At 71.4% G+C, this 19,729-nt stretch carries 21 protein-coding genes; 16 read left to right on the top strand and 5 right to left on the bottom strand.

Features of this window, described 5'->3' with window-relative positions:
* Positions 1-78 precede the first annotated feature (78 nt).
* Positions 79-2,454: a hybrid sensor histidine kinase/response regulator gene (locus V6M57_RS05290; protein ID WP_332813941.1), complete on the top strand. Its 2,376-nt coding sequence runs from the start codon at positions 79-81 to the stop codon at positions 2,452-2,454.
* Here V6M57_RS05290 and eda read toward each other — a convergent pair.
* Together eda and edd are read right to left on the bottom strand one after the other, a co-directional pair.
* Positions 2,417-3,061, bottom strand: a complete 645-nt coding sequence (gene eda, locus V6M57_RS05285) for a bifunctional 4-hydroxy-2-oxoglutarate aldolase/2-dehydro-3-deoxy-phosphogluconate aldolase (protein ID WP_332813940.1) — start codon at positions 3,059-3,061, stop codon at positions 2,417-2,419. The two genes, V6M57_RS05290 and eda, sit on opposite strands and share 38 nt — an antisense overlap.
* Positions 3,052-4,893 (bottom strand): phosphogluconate dehydratase, encoded by a 1,842-nt coding sequence (edd, locus tag V6M57_RS05280; protein ID WP_332813939.1) that lies wholly within the window; start codon positions 4,891-4,893, stop codon positions 3,052-3,054. The genes eda and edd overlap by 10 nt, the downstream gene beginning before the upstream one ends.
* Before the next feature lie 135 nt (positions 4,894-5,028).
* On the opposite strand from edd, the gene V6M57_RS05275 reads away from it, so the two are divergent.
* From V6M57_RS05275 to V6M57_RS05250, 6 genes are all read left to right on the top strand, one after another.
* On the top strand, positions 5,029-5,613 hold the full coding sequence (locus tag V6M57_RS05275; protein WP_332813938.1) for a gamma-glutamylcyclotransferase: 585 nt from the start codon (positions 5,029-5,031) through the stop codon (positions 5,611-5,613).
* A gap of 88 nt (positions 5,614-5,701) precedes the next feature.
* Positions 5,702-6,139 carry an OsmC family protein gene (locus tag V6M57_RS05270; protein WP_332813937.1) on the top strand — a complete coding sequence of 146 codons (438 nt, stop codon included), beginning with the start codon at positions 5,702-5,704 and terminating at the stop codon, positions 6,137-6,139.
* Between the two features lie 158 nt (positions 6,140-6,297).
* Positions 6,298-6,960 carry a peroxiredoxin gene (locus V6M57_RS05265; RefSeq protein WP_332813936.1) on the top strand — a complete coding sequence of 221 codons (663 nt, stop codon included), beginning with the start codon at positions 6,298-6,300 and terminating at the stop codon, positions 6,958-6,960.
* A 100-nt stretch (positions 6,961-7,060) separates the two neighbouring features.
* Entirely contained in the window at positions 7,061-7,951 is an 891-nt protein-coding gene (locus V6M57_RS05260; protein WP_332813935.1) for an aldo/keto reductase, read from the top strand.
* 3 nt (positions 7,952-7,954) lie between these two features.
* Positions 7,955-8,545: a DUF6064 family protein gene (locus tag V6M57_RS05255; protein WP_332813934.1), complete on the top strand. Its 591-nt coding sequence runs from the start codon at positions 7,955-7,957 to the stop codon at positions 8,543-8,545.
* A 62-nt stretch (positions 8,546-8,607) separates the two neighbouring features.
* Positions 8,608-9,090 carry a DUF456 domain-containing protein gene (locus V6M57_RS05250; RefSeq protein WP_332813933.1) on the top strand — a complete coding sequence of 161 codons (483 nt, stop codon included), beginning with the start codon at positions 8,608-8,610 and terminating at the stop codon, positions 9,088-9,090.
* 64 nt (positions 9,091-9,154) lie between these two features.
* On the opposite strand, the gene V6M57_RS05245 is transcribed toward V6M57_RS05250, so the two are convergent.
* Complete coding sequence (locus V6M57_RS05245) at positions 9,155-9,598, bottom strand: hypothetical protein (RefSeq protein WP_332813932.1); 444 nt, start codon at positions 9,596-9,598, stop codon at positions 9,155-9,157.
* Positions 9,599-9,910: 312 nt separating this feature from the next.
* Here V6M57_RS05245 and V6M57_RS05240 point away from each other — a divergent pair, with 312 nt between their 5' ends.
* The 7 genes from V6M57_RS05240 to V6M57_RS05210 all read left to right on the top strand — a co-directional run bounded on the left by V6M57_RS05240 (position 9,911) and on the right by V6M57_RS05210 (position 15,861).
* On the top strand, positions 9,911-11,833 hold the full coding sequence (locus tag V6M57_RS05240; RefSeq protein WP_332813931.1) for an FAD-binding monooxygenase: 1,923 nt from the start codon (positions 9,911-9,913) through the stop codon (positions 11,831-11,833).
* A 283-nt stretch (positions 11,834-12,116) separates the two neighbouring features.
* Positions 12,117-12,479 carry a DUF4148 domain-containing protein gene (locus tag V6M57_RS05235; protein WP_332813930.1) on the top strand — a complete coding sequence of 121 codons (363 nt, stop codon included), beginning with the start codon at positions 12,117-12,119 and terminating at the stop codon, positions 12,477-12,479.
* Between the two features lie 92 nt (positions 12,480-12,571).
* A complete protein-coding gene (locus V6M57_RS05230; protein WP_332813929.1) occupies positions 12,572-13,012 on the top strand; it encodes a hypothetical protein in 441 nt (146 codons plus the stop codon).
* Between the two features lie 221 nt (positions 13,013-13,233).
* Positions 13,234-13,521 carry a hypothetical protein gene (locus V6M57_RS05225; RefSeq protein ID WP_332813928.1) on the top strand — a complete coding sequence of 96 codons (288 nt, stop codon included), beginning with the start codon at positions 13,234-13,236 and terminating at the stop codon, positions 13,519-13,521.
* A gap of 87 nt (positions 13,522-13,608) precedes the next feature.
* A complete protein-coding gene (locus V6M57_RS05220) occupies positions 13,609-14,166 on the top strand; it encodes an NADPH-dependent FMN reductase (protein ID WP_332813927.1) in 558 nt (185 codons plus the stop codon).
* A 10-nt stretch (positions 14,167-14,176) separates the two neighbouring features.
* The gene (locus V6M57_RS05215) at positions 14,177-15,106 is read left to right on the top strand and encodes a DUF5996 family protein (RefSeq protein ID WP_332813926.1); all 930 of its coding nucleotides are present in this window, start codon (positions 14,177-14,179) and stop codon (positions 15,104-15,106) included.
* Complete coding sequence (locus V6M57_RS05210) at positions 15,103-15,861, top strand: alpha/beta hydrolase family protein (protein ID WP_332813925.1); 759 nt, start codon at positions 15,103-15,105, stop codon at positions 15,859-15,861. The genes V6M57_RS05215 and V6M57_RS05210 overlap by 4 nt, the downstream gene beginning before the upstream one ends.
* A gap of 24 nt (positions 15,862-15,885) precedes the next feature.
* On the opposite strand, the gene V6M57_RS05205 is transcribed toward V6M57_RS05210, so the two are convergent.
* Positions 15,886-17,049: an SGNH/GDSL hydrolase family protein gene (locus V6M57_RS05205; RefSeq protein ID WP_332813924.1), complete on the bottom strand. Its 1,164-nt coding sequence runs from the start codon at positions 17,047-17,049 to the stop codon at positions 15,886-15,888.
* A 126-nt stretch (positions 17,050-17,175) separates the two neighbouring features.
* Between V6M57_RS05205 and V6M57_RS05200 the strand changes: the two genes are divergently transcribed.
* Complete coding sequence (locus V6M57_RS05200) at positions 17,176-17,910, top strand: Mut7-C RNAse domain-containing protein (RefSeq protein WP_332813923.1); 735 nt, start codon at positions 17,176-17,178, stop codon at positions 17,908-17,910.
* 83 nt (positions 17,911-17,993) lie between these two features.
* Positions 17,994-18,998, top strand: coding sequence for a cysteine synthase A (locus V6M57_RS05195; protein WP_332813922.1), 1,005 nt, complete (start codon positions 17,994-17,996; stop codon positions 18,996-18,998).
* 40 nt (positions 18,999-19,038) lie between these two features.
* On the opposite strand, the gene V6M57_RS05190 is transcribed toward V6M57_RS05195, so the two are convergent.
* The gene (locus V6M57_RS05190; RefSeq protein WP_332813921.1) at positions 19,039-19,578 is read right to left on the bottom strand and encodes a hypothetical protein; all 540 of its coding nucleotides are present in this window, start codon (positions 19,576-19,578) and stop codon (positions 19,039-19,041) included.
* Positions 19,579-19,729: the final 151 nt, after the last annotated feature.

The following is a 19,729-nucleotide window of genomic DNA, read 5'->3' as shown; positions in this document are numbered from 1 at the left end:
CAGGCTGTCACCGAAAGTTCTTGCGGCCCAGCTGCCGCGCCGCCACAGTACGAACTTCTGTTTGTCCGAATCGCAGAAATGCCCAACCCCGGCCGGCCCGCCGCCTTCGACCCCGAAAGGACGGACGCCGCCGTGCGGAACTCCGGCGTCGGGGTCTGGTTCCAGTCCCCGACATCGGGCGAGCTGGCCTGGAACGACAACATCCGGGACCACTTCCAGCTGCCGGCGGACGCCTCGCCGTCCGAGGAGCTGTTCCTGCAGCAGGTGCACGAGCAGGACCGGGAGTGGGTGCGCCGGTCCCTGCGGCGAGCCGTCGAGCAGGGCCAGCCGTTCGACGAAGTGTTCCGCACCGTCGGCCCGGCCGGCGAGCTGAAGTGGATCCACGCCCTGGGCCGGCACAGCCGCGACGCCGATGGGCAGCGCCGGTTCGACGGCCTCACGGCCGATGTCACGGACCAGGTCGAGGTGCACCGGCGCCTGCGCCAGTTCGCCGACTCCGCGCCGGGCATGCTGTGGATCACCGAGCCCGACGGCAGCTGCACCTTCCTGTCGCGCGGCTGGACCGAATTCACCGGCCAGGCGGAGGTCGCCGCACTGGGCTTCGGCTGGCTGGAGATGGTGCATCCCGCCGACCGCGACAGGGCGGGAGCCGCTTGCCGGCAGGCCCACCTGGACCGCGCCGCGTTCGCGCTGGAGCTGCGGCTGCACCGTCCCGACGGCGCCTGGCGCTGGGTGATCGATTCCGGGCGCCCGCGCCTCGGGGCCGGCGGCGAGTTCCTGGGATTCGTCGGCTCGGTCACCGACATCCACGACCGGCGCACGGCGGAAGACCGGCTGCGCCGCAGCGAAGAGCGCTACCGGGCCTTCGTGGCCAACAGCACCGAAGGCATCTGGCGCATGGAGTTCCGCCCCCCGGTCGACACCCGCCTGCCCGCTGCGCAGCAGGCGGACGCCTTCCTGCGCAGCGGCCGCTTCGCCGAGTGCAACGAGGTGTTCGCGCGCATGTATGGGCTGGCCTCGCCGGCCGACGTGGTCGGCCACGGGCTCGAGCTGATGATGGACGCGGGCGGTCCCCAGGTGCATGCCTACCTGATGCGACTGGCGGAGTCGGGCTATCGCGCCAGCGAAGTGGAATCCCAGGAACATGGCATCGACGGACGGCCGCTGTGGTTCGCCAACAACCTGTCAGGCGTCATCGAGGACGGCCTGCTGGTGCGCGCCTGGGGCACGCAGCGCGACATCACGCCGCGCAAGCGGGCCGAAGCCGCCCTGGTGGAAGCGGACCGTCGAAAGGACGAGTTCCTGGCCACGCTGGCGCACGAGCTGCGCAATCCGCTGGCGCCGATCCGCGCCTCTGCCGAGCTGCTGCGCCTCATCAGCGCGCAGGACTCGAGGCTCGCGCGCCACGCCGAGGTCATCGGCCGGCAGGTCGGCCACCTGGCGCGGATGATCGACGACCTGATGGACGCCAGCCGCATCAGCCGCGGCAAGCTCGAATTGCGGCTGGCCCCGGTCGTCCTGCAGGACGTGGTGCGCTCGGCGCTGGAGAACGTGCAGGCCGAGCTGGAGGCCGGCCGCCATCCCCTGCAGCTGGCGCTGCCCGATCGACCCGTGCGGATGGTCGGCGACGAGGTCCGCCTGGTGCAGATCGTGCAGAACCTGTTGACCAATGCCTTGCGCTATTCGGCGGACGGCCGGCCCGTCGCGGTGGACGTGCAGGTCGAGGGCGCGCAGGCCGTGCTGCGCGTGCGGGACCAGGGCATAGGCATCGCGGCCAACCAGCTGCCGCGGCTGTTCGACCTGTTCTACCAGGGCGGCAGCCCCGCGGAGCGGGCCACCGGCGGGCTGGGCATCGGCCTGCCGCTGGCGAAGCTGCTGGCCGAGCTGCACCACGGCTCGGTCGAGGCGCACAGCGCCGGGCTGGGCCAGGGCAGCGAGTTCACCGTGCGGCTGCCGCTGCCGGCGGAGCCGGTCGCGGATCCGGGGCGCGCCGACGATGCGCTGGCCCAGGCGCCGAAACGCGAGCGCGTGCTGATCGTCGATGACAACCGGGACGCGGCCGACATCCTGGCCGAGGTGTTGCGGCTGATGGGCGACGAGGTCGGCACCGCCTACGACGGCGTCGAGGGCCTGGCCCAGGCGGAGGCCTTTCGGCCGGAGGTGGTGATCCTCGATCTCGGCATGCCGCGGCTGGACGGCTACGGCACCTGCCGGGCCCTGCGAGCCACCGAGTGGGGACGCAAGATGATCGTGGTGGCGCTGACCGGATGGGGCCAGCCGGCCGACCTGCAGCGCGCCGCCGAGGCGGGCTTCGACGGCCACCTGGTCAAGCCCGTCGCGCCCGAAGTGCTGGTGCGCACGATCGAGGAACTGCGCGCCAAGCGGGCCGCCGAGGCAGCGGCCGCCGGCGAGCCGCCTAGCGCAGGCCGGCCGCCTGCCGCGCCAGTTGCGTGATGCGGTCCCAGTCGCCCGCCTTCACCGCGTCGGCCGGCGTCAGCCACGATCCGCCGACGCACGCCACATTGGGCAGGGCCAGGAACTCGCGCGCATTGGCGGCCGTGATGCCGCCGGTGGGGCAGAACCGGACGTCGTGGAAGGGGCCGGCCAGCGCCTTCAGCATGGCGGCGCCGCCCGCCTGCATCGCCGGGAAGAACTTCAGCTCGGTGTAGCCGCCTTCCTGTGCCTGCAGGATCTCGCTGCCGGTCGCCACGCCGGGCAGCAGCGGCAAGCCCAGCTCGCGGCAGGCCTGTCCGATGGCAGGCGTGTAGCCGGGGCTGACGGCGAAACGGGCGCCGGCGGCGGCGGCGGCGCGCGCATCGGCCCCGCTGCGCACGGTGCCGGCGCCCGGCACGGCCGCCGGCACTTCGGCGGCGATCGCCTCGATGCAGGCCAGCGCCGCCGGGGTGCGCAGGGTCACTTCCAGCATGCGGATGCCGCCGCCGACCAGCGCGCGCGCCAGCGGCACCGCCTGCTCCACGTCGTCCAGCACGATCACCGGGATCACCGCGGCATCCCGCATCACGTCCAGCGGCGTCAGCAGGCCGGCCGGTTTCACAGCCATGTGCAGGCCCCCTGCTCCGCCTCGGTGGCGTTGCGCCGCATGGCTGCGAACAGCTCGCGGCCCAGCCGGGCGCCGTTGGCGGCGCGCTGCGCATCGCCGATCCGGGCCGGCTCGCGCCGCATCCATTCCTCCTGCGGCACCAGGGCCTGCAGGCGGCCTTCGTCGGCGTCGAGACGGACCACGTCGCCGTCGCGCAGCAGGGCCAGCGGTCCGCCGGCGGCCGCTTCGGGCGACACGTGGATGGCCGCGGGCACCTTGCCGGACGCACCGCTCATGCGGCCGTCGGTGACCAGCGCGACCCGGTAGCCCTTGCCCTGCAGCACCGCGAGGGTGGGCGTGAGCTTGTGCAGCTCCGGCATGCCGTTGGCCTGCGGGCCCTGCCAGCGCACCACGCAGACCAGCCCGTTGCGGCCGTTGGTCTGGCAGGCCTGCTCCAGCTCGCCGGACAGGAAGGACTTCTGCAGCGCTTCCTGGGTGTCGAAGACGCGGGCCGGCGCCTCGATCACGTGGCGGTCTTGCGGGACCGACGACACCTTGATCACGCTGCGGCCGAGATTGCCGGTGAGCAGCTTGCAGCCGCCCGTGGGGCTGAAGGGGTCGGAAGCCGGTCGCAGGATGGCCGGCTCGCGGCTGGGGCCGATCTCGCGCCAGGCGAGCGATCCGGCCTGCGCCGCAGGCTCGCGCGTGTACTCGCGCAGGCCGCCCTCGCGCACCGTCGCCACGTCCTCGTGCATCAGCCCGGCGTCCAGCAGCTCCCGGATCACGAACCCCGGCCCTCCCGCCGCCTGGAAGCCGTTCACGTCGGCCTGCCCGTTGGGATACACGCGCGCCAGCAGCGGCACCACGGCCGAGAGCGCCGAGAAGTCGTTCCAGTCGATCGTGATGCCGGCCGCCCGCGCCACCGCCACCCAGTGGATCAGGTGGTTGGTCGAGCCGCCGGTCGCGAGCAGCGCCGCCATGGCATTGACGATGCAGCGCTCGTCCACCTGCCGGCCGATCGGCAGGAAGCGGCGCGCGCGGATGTTGCCCAGCACGGTGCGCACCGCCTCGCGCGTCAGCGCCTCGCGCAGGCCGTTGCCGGGATTGACGAAGGCGGCGCCCGGCACGTGCAGCCCCATCGCCTCCATCAGCATCTGGTTGCTGTTGGCGGTGCCGTAGAACGTGCAGGTGCCCGGGGCGTGGTAGGCCTTCATCTCCGCGTCCATCAGCGCCTCGCGCCCGACCAGGCCCTGCGCGGCCAGCTCCCGCACCTTCGCCTTCTCGGTGTTGGAAAGGCCGCTGGGCATGGGCCCGCCCGGCACGAACACCGTCGGCAGGTGGCCGAAATGCAGGGCCCCGATCAGCAGGCCCGGCACGATCTTGTCGCAGATGCCCAGCATCAGCGCGGCGTCGAACACGTCGTGGCTGAGCGACACGGCGGTGGCCATGGCGATCACGTCGCGCGAGAACAGCGACAGGTCCATGGCCGGCGTGCCCTGCGTGACGCCGTCGCACATCGCCGGCACGCCGCCGGCCACCTGGCAGGTGGCGCCCTGCCGGCGCGCCTCGTCCTTGATCAGGTCCGGGTAGCGCGCGTACGGCGCATGCGAGGAGATCACGTCGTTGTAGGCGGTGACGACGCCTATGTTGGGCAGGCGCTGCACGACCACCTTGCGCTTCTCGTCGGCCGGCAGCGCGGCAATGGCGTGGGCCACGTTGGCGCAGCCCAGCCGGTCGCTGCCGCGCTCGCGCGCCGCCATCTCGTCCAGCTGCCGCAGGTAGGCACTGCGGGCGGGCGCGCTGCGCTCCCGGATGCGGTCGGTGACCCGGGCCACCACGGAGTTCAGTTGCATGGGGATGCGGGGGGTGGAAGGGTTGGAGGGGTTGGAAGGGACCGGTTCATCCTACCCCCAAGCCATGACCCGGCCGGCGGGGCGGTGACCATGCGGTTACGAATGCCTGCGGGGGCCGCGCTACAGTGCAAGCCCATGAGCCAGATGCCGCAACCCCTGCGCGACCCGGTGCCGATGCTGGAGCAGGCGCTGGCCGACTGGGGCGGCCGCGAGGACCTGTGGATCTTCGGCTATGGCTCGCTGATCTGGAACCCCGAGTTCGACTACGCCGAGCGGCGCCCGGCCCGCGTGCTGGGCTGGCACCGCGCGCTGAAGATGTGGAGCCGCGTCAACCGCGGCACGCCGGAATGCCCCGGCCTGGTGTTCGGCCTGCTGGCCGGCGGCAGCTGCCAGGGCTTCGCCTTCCGCATCCCGCGCGAGGCGGGCAGCGCCGTGCTGACGGAGTTGTGGGGACGGGAGATGCCCACCGGCGTGTACGACCCGCGCTGGCTGGCCTGCCGCACGCCCGCCGGAAACGTCCGCGGCCTGGCCTTCACCCTGTCGAAGAAGAGCCCCAACCACACCGGCGTGCTGACCGAAGAGCAGTACCGCCGCATCTTCAGCGCCGCCAGCGGTCGCTACGGAACCACGCTCGACTACGCGGCCCGCACGCTGGAAGAACTGCGCCGCCACAACATCCGCGACCGGCACCTGGAGCGGCTGCTGAAACTGATCGAATGACCGGCAATGGGGGTCGGATACGCATTTCCGGACGGCGGGACTTGACCCCACTCAAGCCCGACCGCGGCGAGTACGGCACGATGGGCCCATGCACCCGTATCCGCATCACTACAGCGTCCACGCCGAACTCGGCACCGAGGGTCCGGTGGCACTCGGCTCGGCCGGGCTGCCCGTGCTGGAGAGCACGCCGCCGCCGGAATTCGACGGCCCGCCCGGCTACTGGTCGCCCGAGACCCTGCTGCTGGCCGCCGCGGCCGACTGCTATGCGCTGTCGTTCCGTGCCGTCGCCCGCGCGTCCAGGCTGGCCTGGGATGAGCTGAAAGTGGATGTGCAGGGCGTGCTCGACCGTATCGAAGGCGTCACCCGCTTCACCGAACTGCGCTTCGTGCCCACCTTGCGCATCCCGGGCGCCGAGCAGCAGCACCTGGCCGAGAACGTGCTGGAAAAGGCCAAGAGGGTCTGCCTGATCACCAACTCGCTGAACGCGCGCAGCGAGTTGAAGGCGACGGTGGTGGTCGGCCGCTGAGTCCCTGGCATGCCTCCCCATGCGGGGGGGTTGGCTCGGCCGGCATCGCGCTGGCGACACGGCGCAGCACACGGCCCGGCTCGCGCGCAACCGCGTTGACATCGCCACCGCCCGCGCCGCATCATGGCCCCGCCCTTTCCGGGCTGAAGGAGGCCACCATGTCACTGCGCATCAACGACACTGCGCCCGACTTCCGCGCCGAGACCACGCAGGGGCCGATCCGGCTCCACGAATGGATAGGCGATGCCTGGGCGATCCTCTTCTCGCATCCCAAGGACTTCACCCCGGTGTGCACCACCGAGCTGGGCTACATGGCGAAGATCGAGCCGGAATTCCGCCGCCGCAACGTCAAGTTGATCGGCCTGAGCGTCGACCCGGTGGACAGCCACAGCCGGTGGCTGGCCGACATCGAGCAGACGCAGGGTGCCAAGGTGGGCTACCCGATCATCGGCGACAGCGACCTGGCGGTCTCCAAGCTCTACAACATGCTGCCGGCCGACGAGCCCGGCACGTCGGACGGCCGCACGCCCACGACCAACCAGACCGTGCGTTCCGTGTTCGTGATCGGCCCCGACAAGAAGATCAAGCTGATGATGACCTACCCGATGACCACCGGGCGCAATTTCGACGAGATCCTGCGCGTGATCGACTCGATGCAGTTGACCCTCCGCCACAAGGTCGCCACCCCGGTGAACTGGAAGCAGGGCGAGGACGTCATCATCGCGGGTTCGGTCAGCGACGAAGACGCCAAGCAGCTGTTCCCGCAGGGCTGGAACGCGGTCCGCCCTTACCTGCGCGTGGTCAAGCAGCCGTCGGCCTGAGCGGGCCGTCACGGGCCGGCGGGCCCGCGCTCCGGCGCGTTCGCGGGGCTGCACGCGGCACGACCGGCAGCGGTGCCGGGAAATTGCTACCCTGCCCGCCATGAACCGCCGGCACCTGCTCCAGCTGCTGGGTTGGCCGGCCTTGCCGGCCCTGGCGCAAGCCGCGCCTGCGCCGCTCACGAGACCCATCCCGTCCTCGGGCGAGCAGCTTCCCCTCGTCGGCCTGGGCACCTGGGTCACCTTCAACGTCGGCAGGGACCCGCAAGGCCGCCAGCAGTGCACGGAGGTGATGCGGGCCTTCTTCGCCGCGGGCGGGCGCCTGATCGACTCCTCGCCCATGTACGGCTCCGCGCAGCCCGTGGTCGGCGAAGGCCTGCACAGGCTCGGGAGCCCGAAGGCGCTGTTCTCCGCCGACAAGGTGTGGACCTCTTCCGACGGCGCCGCCCAGGTCGAACAGTCGCGCCGGCTCTGGCGCGTGCCGCGCTTCGACCTGCTGCAGGTGCACAACCTGCTGGCCTGGGAGGAGCAGTTGCCGCTGCTGCTGGGCATGAAGAAGGCCGGCCAGGTGCGCTACGTCGGCATCACGACTTCGGAGGGCCGGCGCCACCGTGAATTCGAGCAGCTGATGCGCGACCACCGGCTCGACTTCGTCCAGCTCACCTACAACCCGGTCGACCGCGAGGCCGAGCAGCGCCTGCTGCCGCTGGCGCGCGAGCGCGGCATCGCGGTGCTGGCCAACCGGCCGTTCCGGCAGGGCGAGCTGCTGGACCGGCTGGCGCGCCATCCCCTGCCCGCCTTCGCCGCCGACATCGGCTGTCGCAGCTGGGCGCAGCTGGTGCTCAAGCACATCGTGTCGCACCCGGCGATCACCTGCGCCATCCCGGCGACCAGCCGGGTGGACCACGTGCGCGAGAACCTGGCCGCCGCCTCCGGGCCCCTGCCGGACGCCGGGCTGCGCCGGCGCATCGAATCCCACATCGGCCAGCTCTGAGCCATGTCCGAGTGGTGGACCTACCAGCCCTCGGACTTGCTGATGTTCTCGGCGCGGACCTGGGGCCGCCTGCTGGAGGCGCACAACCGCCAGGCCTGGCCCTTGCAACCGGTGCTGCTGGCGATCGGGCTGGTCCTGCTGTGGCAGTCCCTGCGGCAGCCCCGTTCGGCGCTCCCGTGGTCGGGGGTCGTGCTGGCTTGTGCATGGGGCTGGGTGGCGTGGTCCTTCCATGGGCAGCGCCACGCCGACATCAGCACCGCGGCGCCCTGGCTGGCCGCCGCCTGGGCCCTGCAGGCCGGGCTGCTGCTCGTGTTCGGCACGCGTGCCGCCCCGCAACGGCCGCCGGCCTGGCAGGCGGGCGCCGGACTCGGCACCGCGCTGGTCGCGCTGGTGGGCTATCCGCTGGCCGCACCGCTGGGCGGCCGCGGCTGGGCGCAGGCCGAAGTCGCCGGGCTGTTCCCGGAGCCGACCGCGCTGTTCACGGCCGGATTGCTGCTGGCGCTGCCGCTTCGCCGGCGTGCCGTGCTGATGCCCATCCCGCTGCTGTCGCTCGCGCTGGGCTGGACCACCGCCTGGCTGCTGGGAGCCCGGTGATGCCCGCCGGGTGGCAGCGGGCGGCTACAGTGGCTGCGCGCCAGACGGGAAGAAAGGACGACATGGCCGACGCCTTGTGGTGGGTGCTGAGCACCGCACTGATCGTGGTGGGACTCGCGGGCATCGTGCTGCCCGCGCTGCCCGGCACGCTGTTCGTGCTGGCCGGCATCGTGCTGGGCGCGTGGATCGACGACTTCACGCGCGTCGGCTGGTTCGCGGTGGCGACCGTCACCGTGCTGGCGGTCCTCGCCTGGCTGCTGGACTATGTCGCGGCGCTGCTGGGCGCCAAACGGGCCGGGGCGAGTCGCAAGGCCCTGGCCGGCGCCGCGCTGGGCACCGTCGCCGGCATCTTCATGGGCATCGTCGGCGTGCTGTTCATGCCGCTGGTGGGCGCGGCGCTCGGCGAATACTGGGACCGCCGCGACCACGGGCGTGCGGTGCATGTCGGCATCGCCACCTGGCTGGGGCTGCTGGCCGGCATGCTGGGCAAGTTCGTGCTGGCCTTCGTGATGATCGGGATCTACGCCGTCGCGCTGCTGGTGTGAGCGCGCTGCCGTGCGGCCGGAGCCCGCCGTCGGCGGCACGCTCCGGCGCAGCCGCGTGGACGCGTCAGGACTTGTTCGCCCCGGCGGCCCGCGTGTCGCTCTTGCCCTTGGCCTGGGCCTCGTTCCTGGCCTTGTCGTACGCGACCCGGGCGTCCTTCTTGCACGTCTCCACGGCGGCGCCCTTCTGGTCTTCGCACTTCTCCTTGGCGACTTCGTACTCGCCTTCGGCCTTGGTCATGCGCAGCTTTTCGTCGGCCCGGGCCCCGGGCTTGTTCTGCGCGTCGAGTTCGGCCTTGGCGATCTTCTCCTTGGCCTTGGCCTCGGCTTCGCAGACATCCTGCGCGTTGTCCTTCATGGTTTCGCAGGCCTTCTTGTCGGCCTTGGCCTGCGTTTCGATCTTGTCCTTGGCCGCCTTGTAGGCGTCCTTGCTCATGCCGTCGGCCGCGAAGGCGCTGCCGGCGAAGCCGCCGGCCAGGACGATGGTGAGGGCGAGGAGGTGCTTCTGCATGGTGCATTCCTTTCGAAGAGAAGGAATTCTTGGCGCATCCGCAGCCCCGCCGACGAGCAGGGTGCCTGCATCGTCTGTCAGCATGGGTTGGGAGTGCCGGTCGGACGGAGACTACGGTCGCCGGGCTCGGCTGTGCGCGCCCGTCCTTACAGCGCCCGCGGCACGGCTGCGCGAGGAAATCGAAGACCGCGCGGATGCGGTGGCTCCCCCGCACTTCGCGTGCACCAGCCAGAGCGGCAACGGGGGAATCTGCACAATGACGGCAGACAGGCGGCTGGGCCGCATGCGCCCGACACGAACGAAGGCAGAGCGATGCAATTCCATCTGAACGGCTTCAGGCCCGGCGACCCCCACGTCGCCGAGGCCTCTCCCCAGGCGTCCCCGCATGGCGATGCCGTCCCGGCGCAGGTCGACGTGCTGATCGTGGGCTGCGGGCCTGCCGGCCTGACGCTGGCGACGCAGCTGGCGGCCTTTCCCGACATCCGCACCTGCATCGTCGAGCAGAAGGACGGCCCGCTGCAGCTGGGCCAGGCCGACGGCATCGCCTGCCGCACCATGGAGATGTTCGAAGCCTTCAACTTCAGCGAGCGGGTGCTCAAGGAGGCCTGCTGGATCAATGAAGTCACGTTCTGGAAGCCCGATGCGAGGCAGCCCGCCGCCATCGTGCGCCACGGCCGCGTCCAGGACACGGAAGACGACCTGTCGGAGTTCCCGCACGTGGTGCTGAACCAGGCGCGGGTACACGACTTCTACCTGGACGCCATGCGCCATTCGCCCAGCCGGCTGGAGCCGCACTATTCGCGCCGCGTGCTGGACGTGGCGGTGGACGCCACCGCGGCGGCCGACTACCCGGTCACGGTGCGCATGGAGCGGACCGACGCGGCGCACGCGGGCCAGGTGGAGACCGTGCGCGCACGATACGTCGTCGGCTGCGACGGCGCGCGCAGCGCCGTGCGCAAGTCCATCGGCCGCCAGCTGGTGGGCGACTCGGCCAACCAGGCCTGGGGCGTGATGGACGTGCTGGCCGTCACCGACTTTCCCGACATCCGCTACAAGTCGGCGGTGCAGTCCTCGCGCGGCAACCTGCTGGTGATTCCGCGCGAGGGCGGATACCTGGTGCGCCTGTACGTCGAGATGGACAAGCTGGGCGAGGACGAGCGGGTCGCCAGCCGCAACATCACGGTCGACAAGCTCATCGCCGCCGCGCAGCAGATCCTGCGCCCCTACACGCTGGAGGTGAAGGAGGTGCCCTGGTGGTCGGTCTACGAGATCGGCCAGCGCATCTGCGACCGGTACGACGACGTGCCCGAAGGCGGCGGCGCGCAGCTGCCGCGCGTGTTCATCGCCGGCGATGCCTGCCACACCCACAGCCCGAAGGCGGGCCAGGGCATGAACTTCTCCATGCAGGATACCTTCAACCTGGGCTGGAAGCTCGCCGCGGTGTTGCGCGGGCAGTGCGCGCCGGCGCTGCTGCACACCTATTCGCAGGAGCGCCAGCCCGCCGCGCAGGAGCTGATCGACTTCGACCGCGAGTGGGCGAAGATGTTCAGCGACCGTGCCAGCGACGGCGCGGCCGGTGGATCCGCGGGCGTGGACCCGAAGGAGTTCCAGAAGTACTTCGAGCAGCACGGGCGCTTCACGGCCGGCATGGGCACGCACTACCGCCCTTCCCTCGTCTGCGGCGAGGCCACGCACCAGCGGCTGGCCGCCGGCTTCGTGATCGGCACGCGCTTCCACTCGGCCCCGGTGGTGCGCCTGGCGGATGCCCGGCCGCTGCAACTGGGCCACGCCGGCAAGGCCGATGGCCGCTGGCGCCTGTACGCCTTCGCGGGTGCCAACGATCACCGCACGCCCGGGGCGGGTGTCCCTGGTTTGTGCAGGTTCCTGGAGGATTCGCCGCAATCGCCGGTGCGCAGGTACACGCGCGCCGGCCAGGACATCGACTCGGTGTTCGACCTGCGCGCCATCTTCCAGCAGTCCCATCGCGAACTGGCCATCGAATCCATGCCCGCCCTGCTGCTGCCGCGCAAGGGGCGGCACGGCTTGCAGGACCATGAGAAGGTGTTCTGCCCGGACCTGAAGCACGGGCCGGACATCTTCGACCTGCGTGGCGTCGACCGCGGCCAGGGCGTCCTGGTGGTGGTGCGCCCGGACCAGTACGTCGCCCATGTGCTGCCGCTGGACGCACACCAGGAACTGGCCGCGTTCTTCGCGGCATTCATGCGGCCCAACTGAAGGCTCGGCGCTCGCCCCTGCCTTCGGCCGGGCTGCTCGCAGCGCCCGAGCGCACCTCGTCCTCGATGCGCCGGCTACCGCCAGCGCGGTGCCGGCCGTGCTCGCGGGATTGTTGCGGCTTCGGCAATGCCGCATGCGCGCGCAGGCCGTTTTTCCCAAGCGCCTGCGTCTCCACAATTCTCCTCACGCCGACGACCAATCCACACAGCGCCGTCGGCCCAGCCTTCGAGTCGCTGCACCCCAGCCATTCGGAACCTGAACCAACGTGAACTGGAGAATGACCATGATCCGCAAACTTGCCCTCACCCTCGTTGCCGCAGCTGCCGCCGGCAGTGCCATGGCCGGGACCGCCTACGTCGGCGACATCGCCTTCGAAACCGACGCCTTCACCTCCGAGCGCAGTCGCGCCGAGGTGCAGGCCGAGCTGGCCCAGTACAAGCAGGCCGGCGTCAACCCGTGGTCGCGGTCGTATGACCCGCTCAAGAGCTTCGTAAGCACCAAGTCGCGCGACCAGGTCGCCGCCGAATACGTGCAAGCGCGCGATCGGGTGGCCGCCTTCACCCGCGAAGACAGCGGATCCGCCTACCTGGCGCGCGACCGCGCTGCTGCCGTGGACGTCGAGCGCGTGGCCAGCCAGTCGCGTTGAACGGGGCGCATGACGCACGCCGGAGGGGCTGCGGGCAACCGCAGCCCCTTCGTGCCTTGCGGGCCCGGCCATTGATCCAAGCGCAACAGGGCATGGCCGCATCCGGCCCTACCGAGGCTGGCCTGCCGCCTCCACCTGCCATGAACACAGAGCCAGAAAGCAAGCGCGGCAAGCTGCGCCTGGTGGCTTCGCCCGACGGCGCCTCCGATTCGGTGAGCCTGATGGCCAGCAAGTTCGTGCCGGGTATTTCCGTCATCGCTCCACCGCTGGCCGGTGCACTTGGGATGCGCACCCGGACTTTCCTCGCCATCCAGCTGGCCGCCAGCGCCCTGTGGTCGGCTGCCGGACTCGCGCTGGGCATGGCCTTCCAGGCGCAAATCGGACTCGGCCTTCGCACCTTGCGGGAGTGGGGCAGCTCGGCCCTGCTCCTGCTGATGGTGCCGGCCGCAGCCTGGATGGCATGGCGGGTGGGCCGAAGCCTGCTCACTGCCAGGTGGCTGGCGGCGACCGGCGTTGGCGGCCGGAGTTGCTGAGCGGCGTCGTCCCCGACGCAGGAGCCCCGCGCTGAGGCGCGCAATGGCCGACCTGGAGAGGGCCCTTGCGCGTCACGCCGGCCGACGCTTGGCTACGGCGCGCAATGACTTGCGCCAAACGTTGCATGTCCGCGCCCAACTCGCCGAATGCATGGTGGCACTCTGCACCTGCCTCGGCTCGAGGTTCCAGACCTCCAACAACACTGACCAAGGAGTCTTCCATGAAGCTCGCCACATGCGCCCTTCTGGTGGCTGCCGCCCTCACCGGCTGCGCCACGGATATGCGATCCCCATCGACGGCAGCGTCGGGAGCGTCCGGCAGCAGCACGTCGGCGGCAAGCAGCACGCGTGCGGCAGGCGCTTCAGGCGACATGCGGGCCGAGATGAACGCCCGGATGTGCCAGGTCTTCCGCAGCTACCAGGGGCGCGGCGAGGACGCATGGCTGCGCGAATCCTGCACCCGGCACCTGGGGGCGCAGGGCTGCGACAGTTGTCTTTCCGGCCAGTAACGGCTTGACCGCCAGCATCGGGTTGCGCACCCGGATCCAGTCGGGTCGCGGTGCTATCGTCCGTCCATCCCCCAGGCAAGGACCGCCATGACCACGCTCCTCGGAATCTCCGGCAGCTTGCGCTCGGGCTCCTACAACACGGCCTTGCTGCGCGCCGCGGCCGGGCTGATGCCGGCAGGCGCGACGCTGGACATCGCGACGCTGCATGGCATTCCGCTCTACGACGGCGACGAGGAGGCCCGTGCCGGCCTGCCGCCGGCGGTGCAGCAACTGAAGGAGCGGATCGTCGCCAGCGATGCCCTGCTGCTGGTCACGCCCGAATACAACAACGGCATCCCCGGCGTGCTGAAGAACGGCATCGACTGGCTCAGCCGTCCCGCCAACGACATCGCCCGGGTGTTCGGCAACCGGCCGGTCGCGGTGATGGGCGCTTCGCCCGGCGGCTTCGGCACCATCCTGGCGCAGAACGCCTGGTTGCCGGTGCTGCGCACGCTGGGCACCCGCCCGTGGTTCGGCGGGCGGCTGATGGTTTCGCGCGCCGGGCAGGTGTTCGGCGAAGCAGGCGAAATGACCGACGACAGGACGAAGGCGCAGCTGCAGCAGTTCCTGCAGGGGTTCGTCGCCTCGGTTCAGGCCGGCCGCTAGGCCGATCCCCGTGCCCGACACCGCATCGCCCTCCGCTGAAACCTGGCCGCCGCTGCCCCTGGCCGCCTGGCGCGACACCCTGGCCACCCTGCACATGTGGACGCAGGTGGTGGGCAAGACCCGGCTGGCACTGGCGCCGATGGAGAACCATTGGTGGCAGACCCCGCTGTACGTCTCGGAGCGCGGACTGACCACCACCGCCATGCCGGCCGGCGAGCGGCTGCTGACGGTGGACTTCGATTTCATCGACCACCTGCTGGTGTTGCGCACTTCGGACGGCGAAAAGCGCCGGTTGCCGCTGCTTGCCCAGTCGGTGGCCCGCTTCCACGAGCAGTACCGGCAGGCCCTGCGCGAACTGCGCTTCGAGTTCCGGATGCTGGCGCGGCCAGTGGAGGTGGAGCCGGCGATCCCCTTTGCCGAGGACGAGGAACACGCGAGCTACGACCGTGATGCGACTCACCGCTGGTGGCGTGCCCTGGTCCGGATCGACCGCGTGTTCAAGCGCTTCCGCAGCAGCTTCACGGGCAAGCAGAGCCCCAGCCACTTCTTCTGGGGCAGCTTCGACCTGGCGGTGACGCGCTTTTCCGGCCGCCCGGCCCCGCGCCATCCCGGCGGCGCACCGAACTGCCCGGATTACGTGATGGTGGAAGCCTATTCGCACGAGTGCAGCAGCGCGGGTTTCTGGCCCGGCGGTGGCGCTGTCCAGGAGGCCGCGTTCTACGCGTACGCCTGGCCGGAGCCGGACGGCTATGCGGCCGCGTCGGTGCAACCGGCCTTGGCCCACTACCACCCGCAGGCACGCGAGTTCATCCTGGCGTACGAAGCCGTGCGCACCTCGGCCGATCCCGACGCCACCTTGCTGCGGTTCCTGCAGAGCACCTATGGCGCGGCTGCCAACCTCGGCCACTGGGATCGGCCCGCGCTGGAGCGTCAGCCATGAAGAGCGAACAAGCATCGTTCCCGGGCGCGCACGGCACCCTGCTGGCCGCGCGGCTGGACTCGCCGGACGACGCGCCGCGTGCGCATGCCCTGTTCGCGCACTGCTTCACCTGCAACAAGGACATCTTCGCCGCCAGCCGCATCGCCCAGTCGCTGGTGGAGCACGGCATCGCGGTCCTCCGTTTCGACTTCACCGGCCTGGGCCACAGCGAAGGCGAGTTCGCCAACACCGACTTCTCGTCCAACGTGCAGGACCTGGTGGCGGCCGCCGACTGGCTGCGGCGCGCCCACCAGGCGCCCGCGCTGCTGATCGGCCACAGCCTGGGCGGAGCGGCCGTGCTCGTGGCCGCAGGCGCGATTCCGGAGGTGCGAGCCGTGGCCACCATCGCCGCGCCCAGCGACGCCGCCCACGTGAGCGGACTCTTCCGCGAGCACGTCCCCGAGATCGAGGCCCGCGGCGAGGCGCTGGTGCAGCTGGCCGGCCGCCCCTTCCGCATCCGGCGCGAATTCCTGGCCGACGCGGCCGAGCAGAACGTGCGCGAGAAGGTCGCCGCGCTCGATCGTGCGCTGCTGATCCTGCATTCGCCGGTGGACGAGACGGTGGCGATCGGCAACGCCACCGGCCTCTTCGTCGCCGCGAGGCACCCCAAGAGCTTCGTGTCGCTGGCCGACGCCGACCACCTGCTCAGGCGGCGCAGGGATGCGGAGTACGCGGCGAACGTCATCGCCGCGTGGAGCGGGAGATACCTGCCCTGAAGGCCGGGCCGCGCGATCCGCGCCTCAGAGCCAGCCGGCCCGCTGCAGCGCCCGCAGCACGGTGGCGGCCAGCAGCTCGTGGCCGCGCGGCGAGGGATGGAAGTCGTCGGAGTAGAACCAGGTCTTCCACCAGCCCGGGCCCAGCCCGGCCGGCGGCGACGCGTCCAGGGCGGCGTCCGTGCAGGCCGGGAAGCCGCCGGCGGGCGGGCACGACGCGTCGCTGACGTTGGTCAGCCCGAACTCGGCCGGGCGGGACAGCTGCGCGGTGATCTCCGCGAAATACGGGACCAGCACCACGCGTGGCTCGCCGTCCGCGAGCCGGGCCAGCTCGGTGTTGAAGCGGCCGATCCATTGCCGCAGCGCAGACTGGAAGCCGGTGCCCGCGGCCGGGCCCGCGGCGGCCGCGAGCTCCGCCGCGATGCGCCGGAACCGCGGCGTCAGGGTGATGTCGGGCACGTCCAGCAAGGCGACGCGCGTGGCGCCCTGGTCCAGCGTGTTCGCCTTCACGACGGCCCAATGGCGCTGCGCCAGCTGCTCCATGTACAGGCCGGCGGCCACTTCCTTGCCGTCGGGTTGCGCGAGCGCCGCGGCCATCGTCGATCCGTCGAGCAGCTGCGCCAGCAGGGCCAGGTAGACCGCGGCTTCCGCCTCGCCGCCGGCGCGAGCGTCCAGGTAGGCGTCCGCCAGCGCCGCCGCATCGTTGGCGCCGGCGTCGACCAGGATGAGGTCGCCGGCCCGCCAGGCACCACCGTTGGCGGCCACCGCCGCTTCGAGCTGGAACCCGAGCGAAACGGGCACCCCGGACCCGCCCCGGGTGATCGGGTTGACGATCTGCGCGGCGCTCACGGCGAAGTCGGTGCAACCGGCATGGGTGGTGAAAGCCAGGCCCCCGTCGCTGGAGAAGAAGTTGCACAGCTTGCCGGCGCCCAGCTCCGCGGCGACCCGCTCCGGGAAGACCGGGTACCCGGCAGCGGGATCGGCCGCGTTCTGCACCGTGGCCTTCAGGCCGAAGGTGCCGACGTCGGCCAGGCTGTCGCCCGCCACGAACACGCGCGAGACCGGCGTGGCCGAAGCCAGCGGCGGCGGCGCGGTCCCGCCATCACCGCCGCCCCCGCACGCCGTGGCGAGCATCAGCGCGAGCGCGGCCAGCGTTGCAGCGAACGCACGGCGGGGGAGCGGGATGGCCATGGCAGCGGATCCTTGTCGACGGGCCTCGGCAGTTGCCGGGCCCGCCGCGACCGGCAAGCGTCCGCCGGGCCCGGTGCCTGCGCCATGGCTCCAATGGGCCAGGGCCGGCGTACCCTGTCGCCTCCCATGGTGACGGCAAGCTTCCGCTTCTACGAGGAGCTGAACGATTTCCTCGCCCCCGCGCGGCGGCGGCGCGAGTTCACCGTGCGCTGCGCCCGCGCGGCCACCACCAAGCACATGATCGAGGCGCTCGGCGTTCCGCACACCGAAGTCGAGCTGATCCTGCTCAATGGCGAGTCGGTCGGCTTCGGCGCGCTCCTGCGCGAGGGCGACCGCGTGGCCGTGTACCCCCGATTCGAGGCGTTCGACATCACGCCGCTGCTGCGCGTGCGCGACCAGCCGCTGCGGGAGCCCCGCTTCGTCGCCGACTGCCACCTGGGCTCGCTCGCCCGCCTGCTGCGGATGATGGGATTCGACACGCTGTACGAGAAGGCCTTTGCCGACGCCGAGATCGAGCGCATCGCCGCGACGCAAGGGCGCATCGTGCTGACGCGCGACCGCGACCTGCTCAAGCGGCGAAGCATCACGCACGGCTGCTATGTGCACGCGCTGCGGCCGCAGCTGCAGCTGCGCGAGGTCCTCGAGCGGCTGCAGCTCGCGCGCGGCGCCCGCCCCTTCACGCTCTGCCCGGCCTGCAATGCGGTGCTGCAGCCCGTCGCCGAGGCACGCGTGGAGCACCGGCTGCCGCCGGGCGTGCGCGGGCTCTACCACCGCTTCGGCACCTGCGACGCCTGCGGGCGGGTGTTCTGGGAGGGTGAACACTGGCAGCGCCTTCGCGCCCTGGTGGATGCGCCCCGGTGACCCCATGGCCGCCTGCGGGAGATGCTCGACTCGCCAGTAGTCTTATCGCGCGCCGGGGCCCGGGAGCGCTATCCTGACTCGTCATGGACGTACGCGACGGTTTCACCGAAGCGGTGGGCAACACCCCGCTGATCAAGTTGCGCAAGGCCTCCGAACGGACCGGGTGCACCATCCTCGGCAAGGCCGAGTTCATGAATCCGGGCGGCTCCGTCAAGGACCGGGCCGCGCTCCACATCGTGCTGGACGCCGAGAAGCGCGGCGACCTGCGCCCCGGCGGCGTCATCGTCGAAGGGACGGCCGGCAACACGGGCATCGGGCTGGCGCTGGTCGGCAACGCGCGCGGCTATCGCACGATCGTGGTCATTCCGAAGACGCAGAGCCAGGAGAAGAAGGACGCGCTGCGCCTCTACGGCGCCGAACTGCGCGAGGTGCCTGCCGCGCCCTACAGCAACCCCGACAACTACGTGCACGTGGCCGAACGCCTGGCCGCGGAACTCGCCCGCAGCGAGCCCCATGGCGTGCTCTATGCCAACCAGTGGGACAACCTGTCCAACCGCGAGGCGCACGTGCGCACCACCGGACCCGAGATCTGGCGGCAGACCGCGGGCCGCGTCGATGGCTTCACCTGCTCGGTGGGCACCGGCGGCACCCTGGCCGGCATCGGCCTGTACCTGAAGGAGCAGCGCCGCGACGTGCGCATCGCGGTGGCCGACCCGATGGGCGCGGCGATGTACCACTGGGTCAAGGAGGGCGAGCTGCGCAGCGAGGGGAGCTCCATCACCGAGGGCATCGGCCAGAACCGCATCACGCGCAACCTGGAGGGCGCCCCGATCGACGACGCGTACCAGATCGGCGACGAGGAAGCGCTGCCGCTGCTGTTCGACCTGCTCAAGGAGGAAGGGCTGTGCCTGGGCGGCTCCAGCGGCATCAACGTGGCCGGCGCCATTCGGCTGGCGCGCGACCTCGGGCCCGGCCACACCATCGTGACCATCCTGGCGGACGCCGGAACGCGCTACCAGTCCAAGCTGTACAACCCGGCCTTCCTGCGCGAGAAGTCGCTGCCGGTGCCCGCCTGGCTCACCCATTGACCGGGCGGGGCGCAGCGCCTGCCGCGCCCCGCGCCGGCCGTCAACAGCACTGGATATCGCGGCCGCCGATGGCTTGCCACTGCTGCTCGACGTGCCGGGCATCCTCGTCCGTGCGGACCTCCACCATCATCAGGATGCCGCCCTCGCGGATCCCCGCTTCGTAGGCCCGGATCCGGTCTTCCGGGATGCCCCAGTCGCCAAGCGCCCCCACGAGCCCGGCGGCGAGCCCCGCCGCGCCGGCGCCGGCCAGCGCCGCGGCGATCGGGCCGGCCACGACGAAGCCGAGGGCGGGCAGCGCCAGCGCGGCGCCTACCGCCGCGAAGACGGAGACCAGGATTCCGATGCGCCCCCCTGCGGGGCCACCCAGTTCGCCGCCCTCCGCCTTCTTGCGCGCGAGCAGCGCCGCGACTTCGCCGTCGCCGGCGAGGAGCCGCTGGCGCGTGCCTTCGGACATCACGACGTTCACCTCGCCGATCTCGTAGCCGCGCTCGACGCAGGCCCGGAAGGCGCGCTCGGCATCGCCGCCGTCCCTGAACAAGCCGGTGACCATCCGGCGGCTGCCGTCGGGTGATGCAGTCATCCTCGCGCCTCCATGCCGCTGTCGCGCTGGCCGCCCCGGCGGGCCAGCCTCGCCCGGGCCTACGGATCACGATACACCCGAAGCGCACTTCCGGCCGGCGGACGCCGGCCATTCGAAGGCCGGGCTGGGCTACCAGCCCTTACAACGGGTG

The organism is Ramlibacter sp. (genome assembly GCF_036676645.1).
Lineage (GTDB): Bacteria > Pseudomonadota > Gammaproteobacteria > Burkholderiales > Burkholderiaceae_C > Ramlibacter.
Note: the sequence above shows the minus strand (reverse complement) of the source record. Positions and strands in the feature narration are given on the sequence as shown.

Coding starts and splice junctions, on each gene's coding strand:
- V6M57_RS05290 (WP_332813941.1), top strand. CDS start 79: ATGCCCAACCCCGGCCGGCCCGCCGCCTTCGACCCCGAAAGGACGGAC.
- eda (WP_332813940.1), bottom strand. CDS start 3,061: ATGGCTGTGAAACCGGCCGGCCTGCTGACGCCGCTGGACGTGATGCGG.
- edd (WP_332813939.1), bottom strand. CDS start 4,893: ATGCAACTGAACTCCGTGGTGGCCCGGGTCACCGACCGCATCCGGGAG.
- V6M57_RS05275 (WP_332813938.1), top strand. CDS start 5,029: ATGAGCCAGATGCCGCAACCCCTGCGCGACCCGGTGCCGATGCTGGAG.
- V6M57_RS05270 (WP_332813937.1), top strand. CDS start 5,702: ATGCACCCGTATCCGCATCACTACAGCGTCCACGCCGAACTCGGCACC.
- V6M57_RS05265 (WP_332813936.1), top strand. CDS start 6,298: ATGTCACTGCGCATCAACGACACTGCGCCCGACTTCCGCGCCGAGACC.
- V6M57_RS05260 (WP_332813935.1), top strand. CDS start 7,061: ATGAACCGCCGGCACCTGCTCCAGCTGCTGGGTTGGCCGGCCTTGCCG.
- V6M57_RS05255 (WP_332813934.1), top strand. CDS start 7,955: ATGTCCGAGTGGTGGACCTACCAGCCCTCGGACTTGCTGATGTTCTCG.
- V6M57_RS05250 (WP_332813933.1), top strand. CDS start 8,608: ATGGCCGACGCCTTGTGGTGGGTGCTGAGCACCGCACTGATCGTGGTG.
- V6M57_RS05245 (WP_332813932.1), bottom strand. CDS start 9,598: ATGCAGAAGCACCTCCTCGCCCTCACCATCGTCCTGGCCGGCGGCTTC.
- V6M57_RS05240 (WP_332813931.1), top strand. CDS start 9,911: ATGCAATTCCATCTGAACGGCTTCAGGCCCGGCGACCCCCACGTCGCC.
- V6M57_RS05235 (WP_332813930.1), top strand. CDS start 12,117: ATGATCCGCAAACTTGCCCTCACCCTCGTTGCCGCAGCTGCCGCCGGC.
- V6M57_RS05230 (WP_332813929.1), top strand. CDS start 12,572: ATGGCCGCATCCGGCCCTACCGAGGCTGGCCTGCCGCCTCCACCTGCC.
- V6M57_RS05225 (WP_332813928.1), top strand. CDS start 13,234: ATGAAGCTCGCCACATGCGCCCTTCTGGTGGCTGCCGCCCTCACCGGC.
- V6M57_RS05220 (WP_332813927.1), top strand. CDS start 13,609: ATGACCACGCTCCTCGGAATCTCCGGCAGCTTGCGCTCGGGCTCCTAC.
- V6M57_RS05210 (WP_332813925.1), top strand. CDS start 15,103: ATGAAGAGCGAACAAGCATCGTTCCCGGGCGCGCACGGCACCCTGCTG.
- V6M57_RS05205 (WP_332813924.1), bottom strand. CDS start 17,049: ATGGCCATCCCGCTCCCCCGCCGTGCGTTCGCTGCAACGCTGGCCGCG.
- V6M57_RS05200 (WP_332813923.1), top strand. CDS start 17,176: ATGGTGACGGCAAGCTTCCGCTTCTACGAGGAGCTGAACGATTTCCTC.
- V6M57_RS05195 (WP_332813922.1), top strand. CDS start 17,994: ATGGACGTACGCGACGGTTTCACCGAAGCGGTGGGCAACACCCCGCTG.
- V6M57_RS05190 (WP_332813921.1), bottom strand. CDS start 19,578: ATGACTGCATCACCCGACGGCAGCCGCCGGATGGTCACCGGCTTGTTC.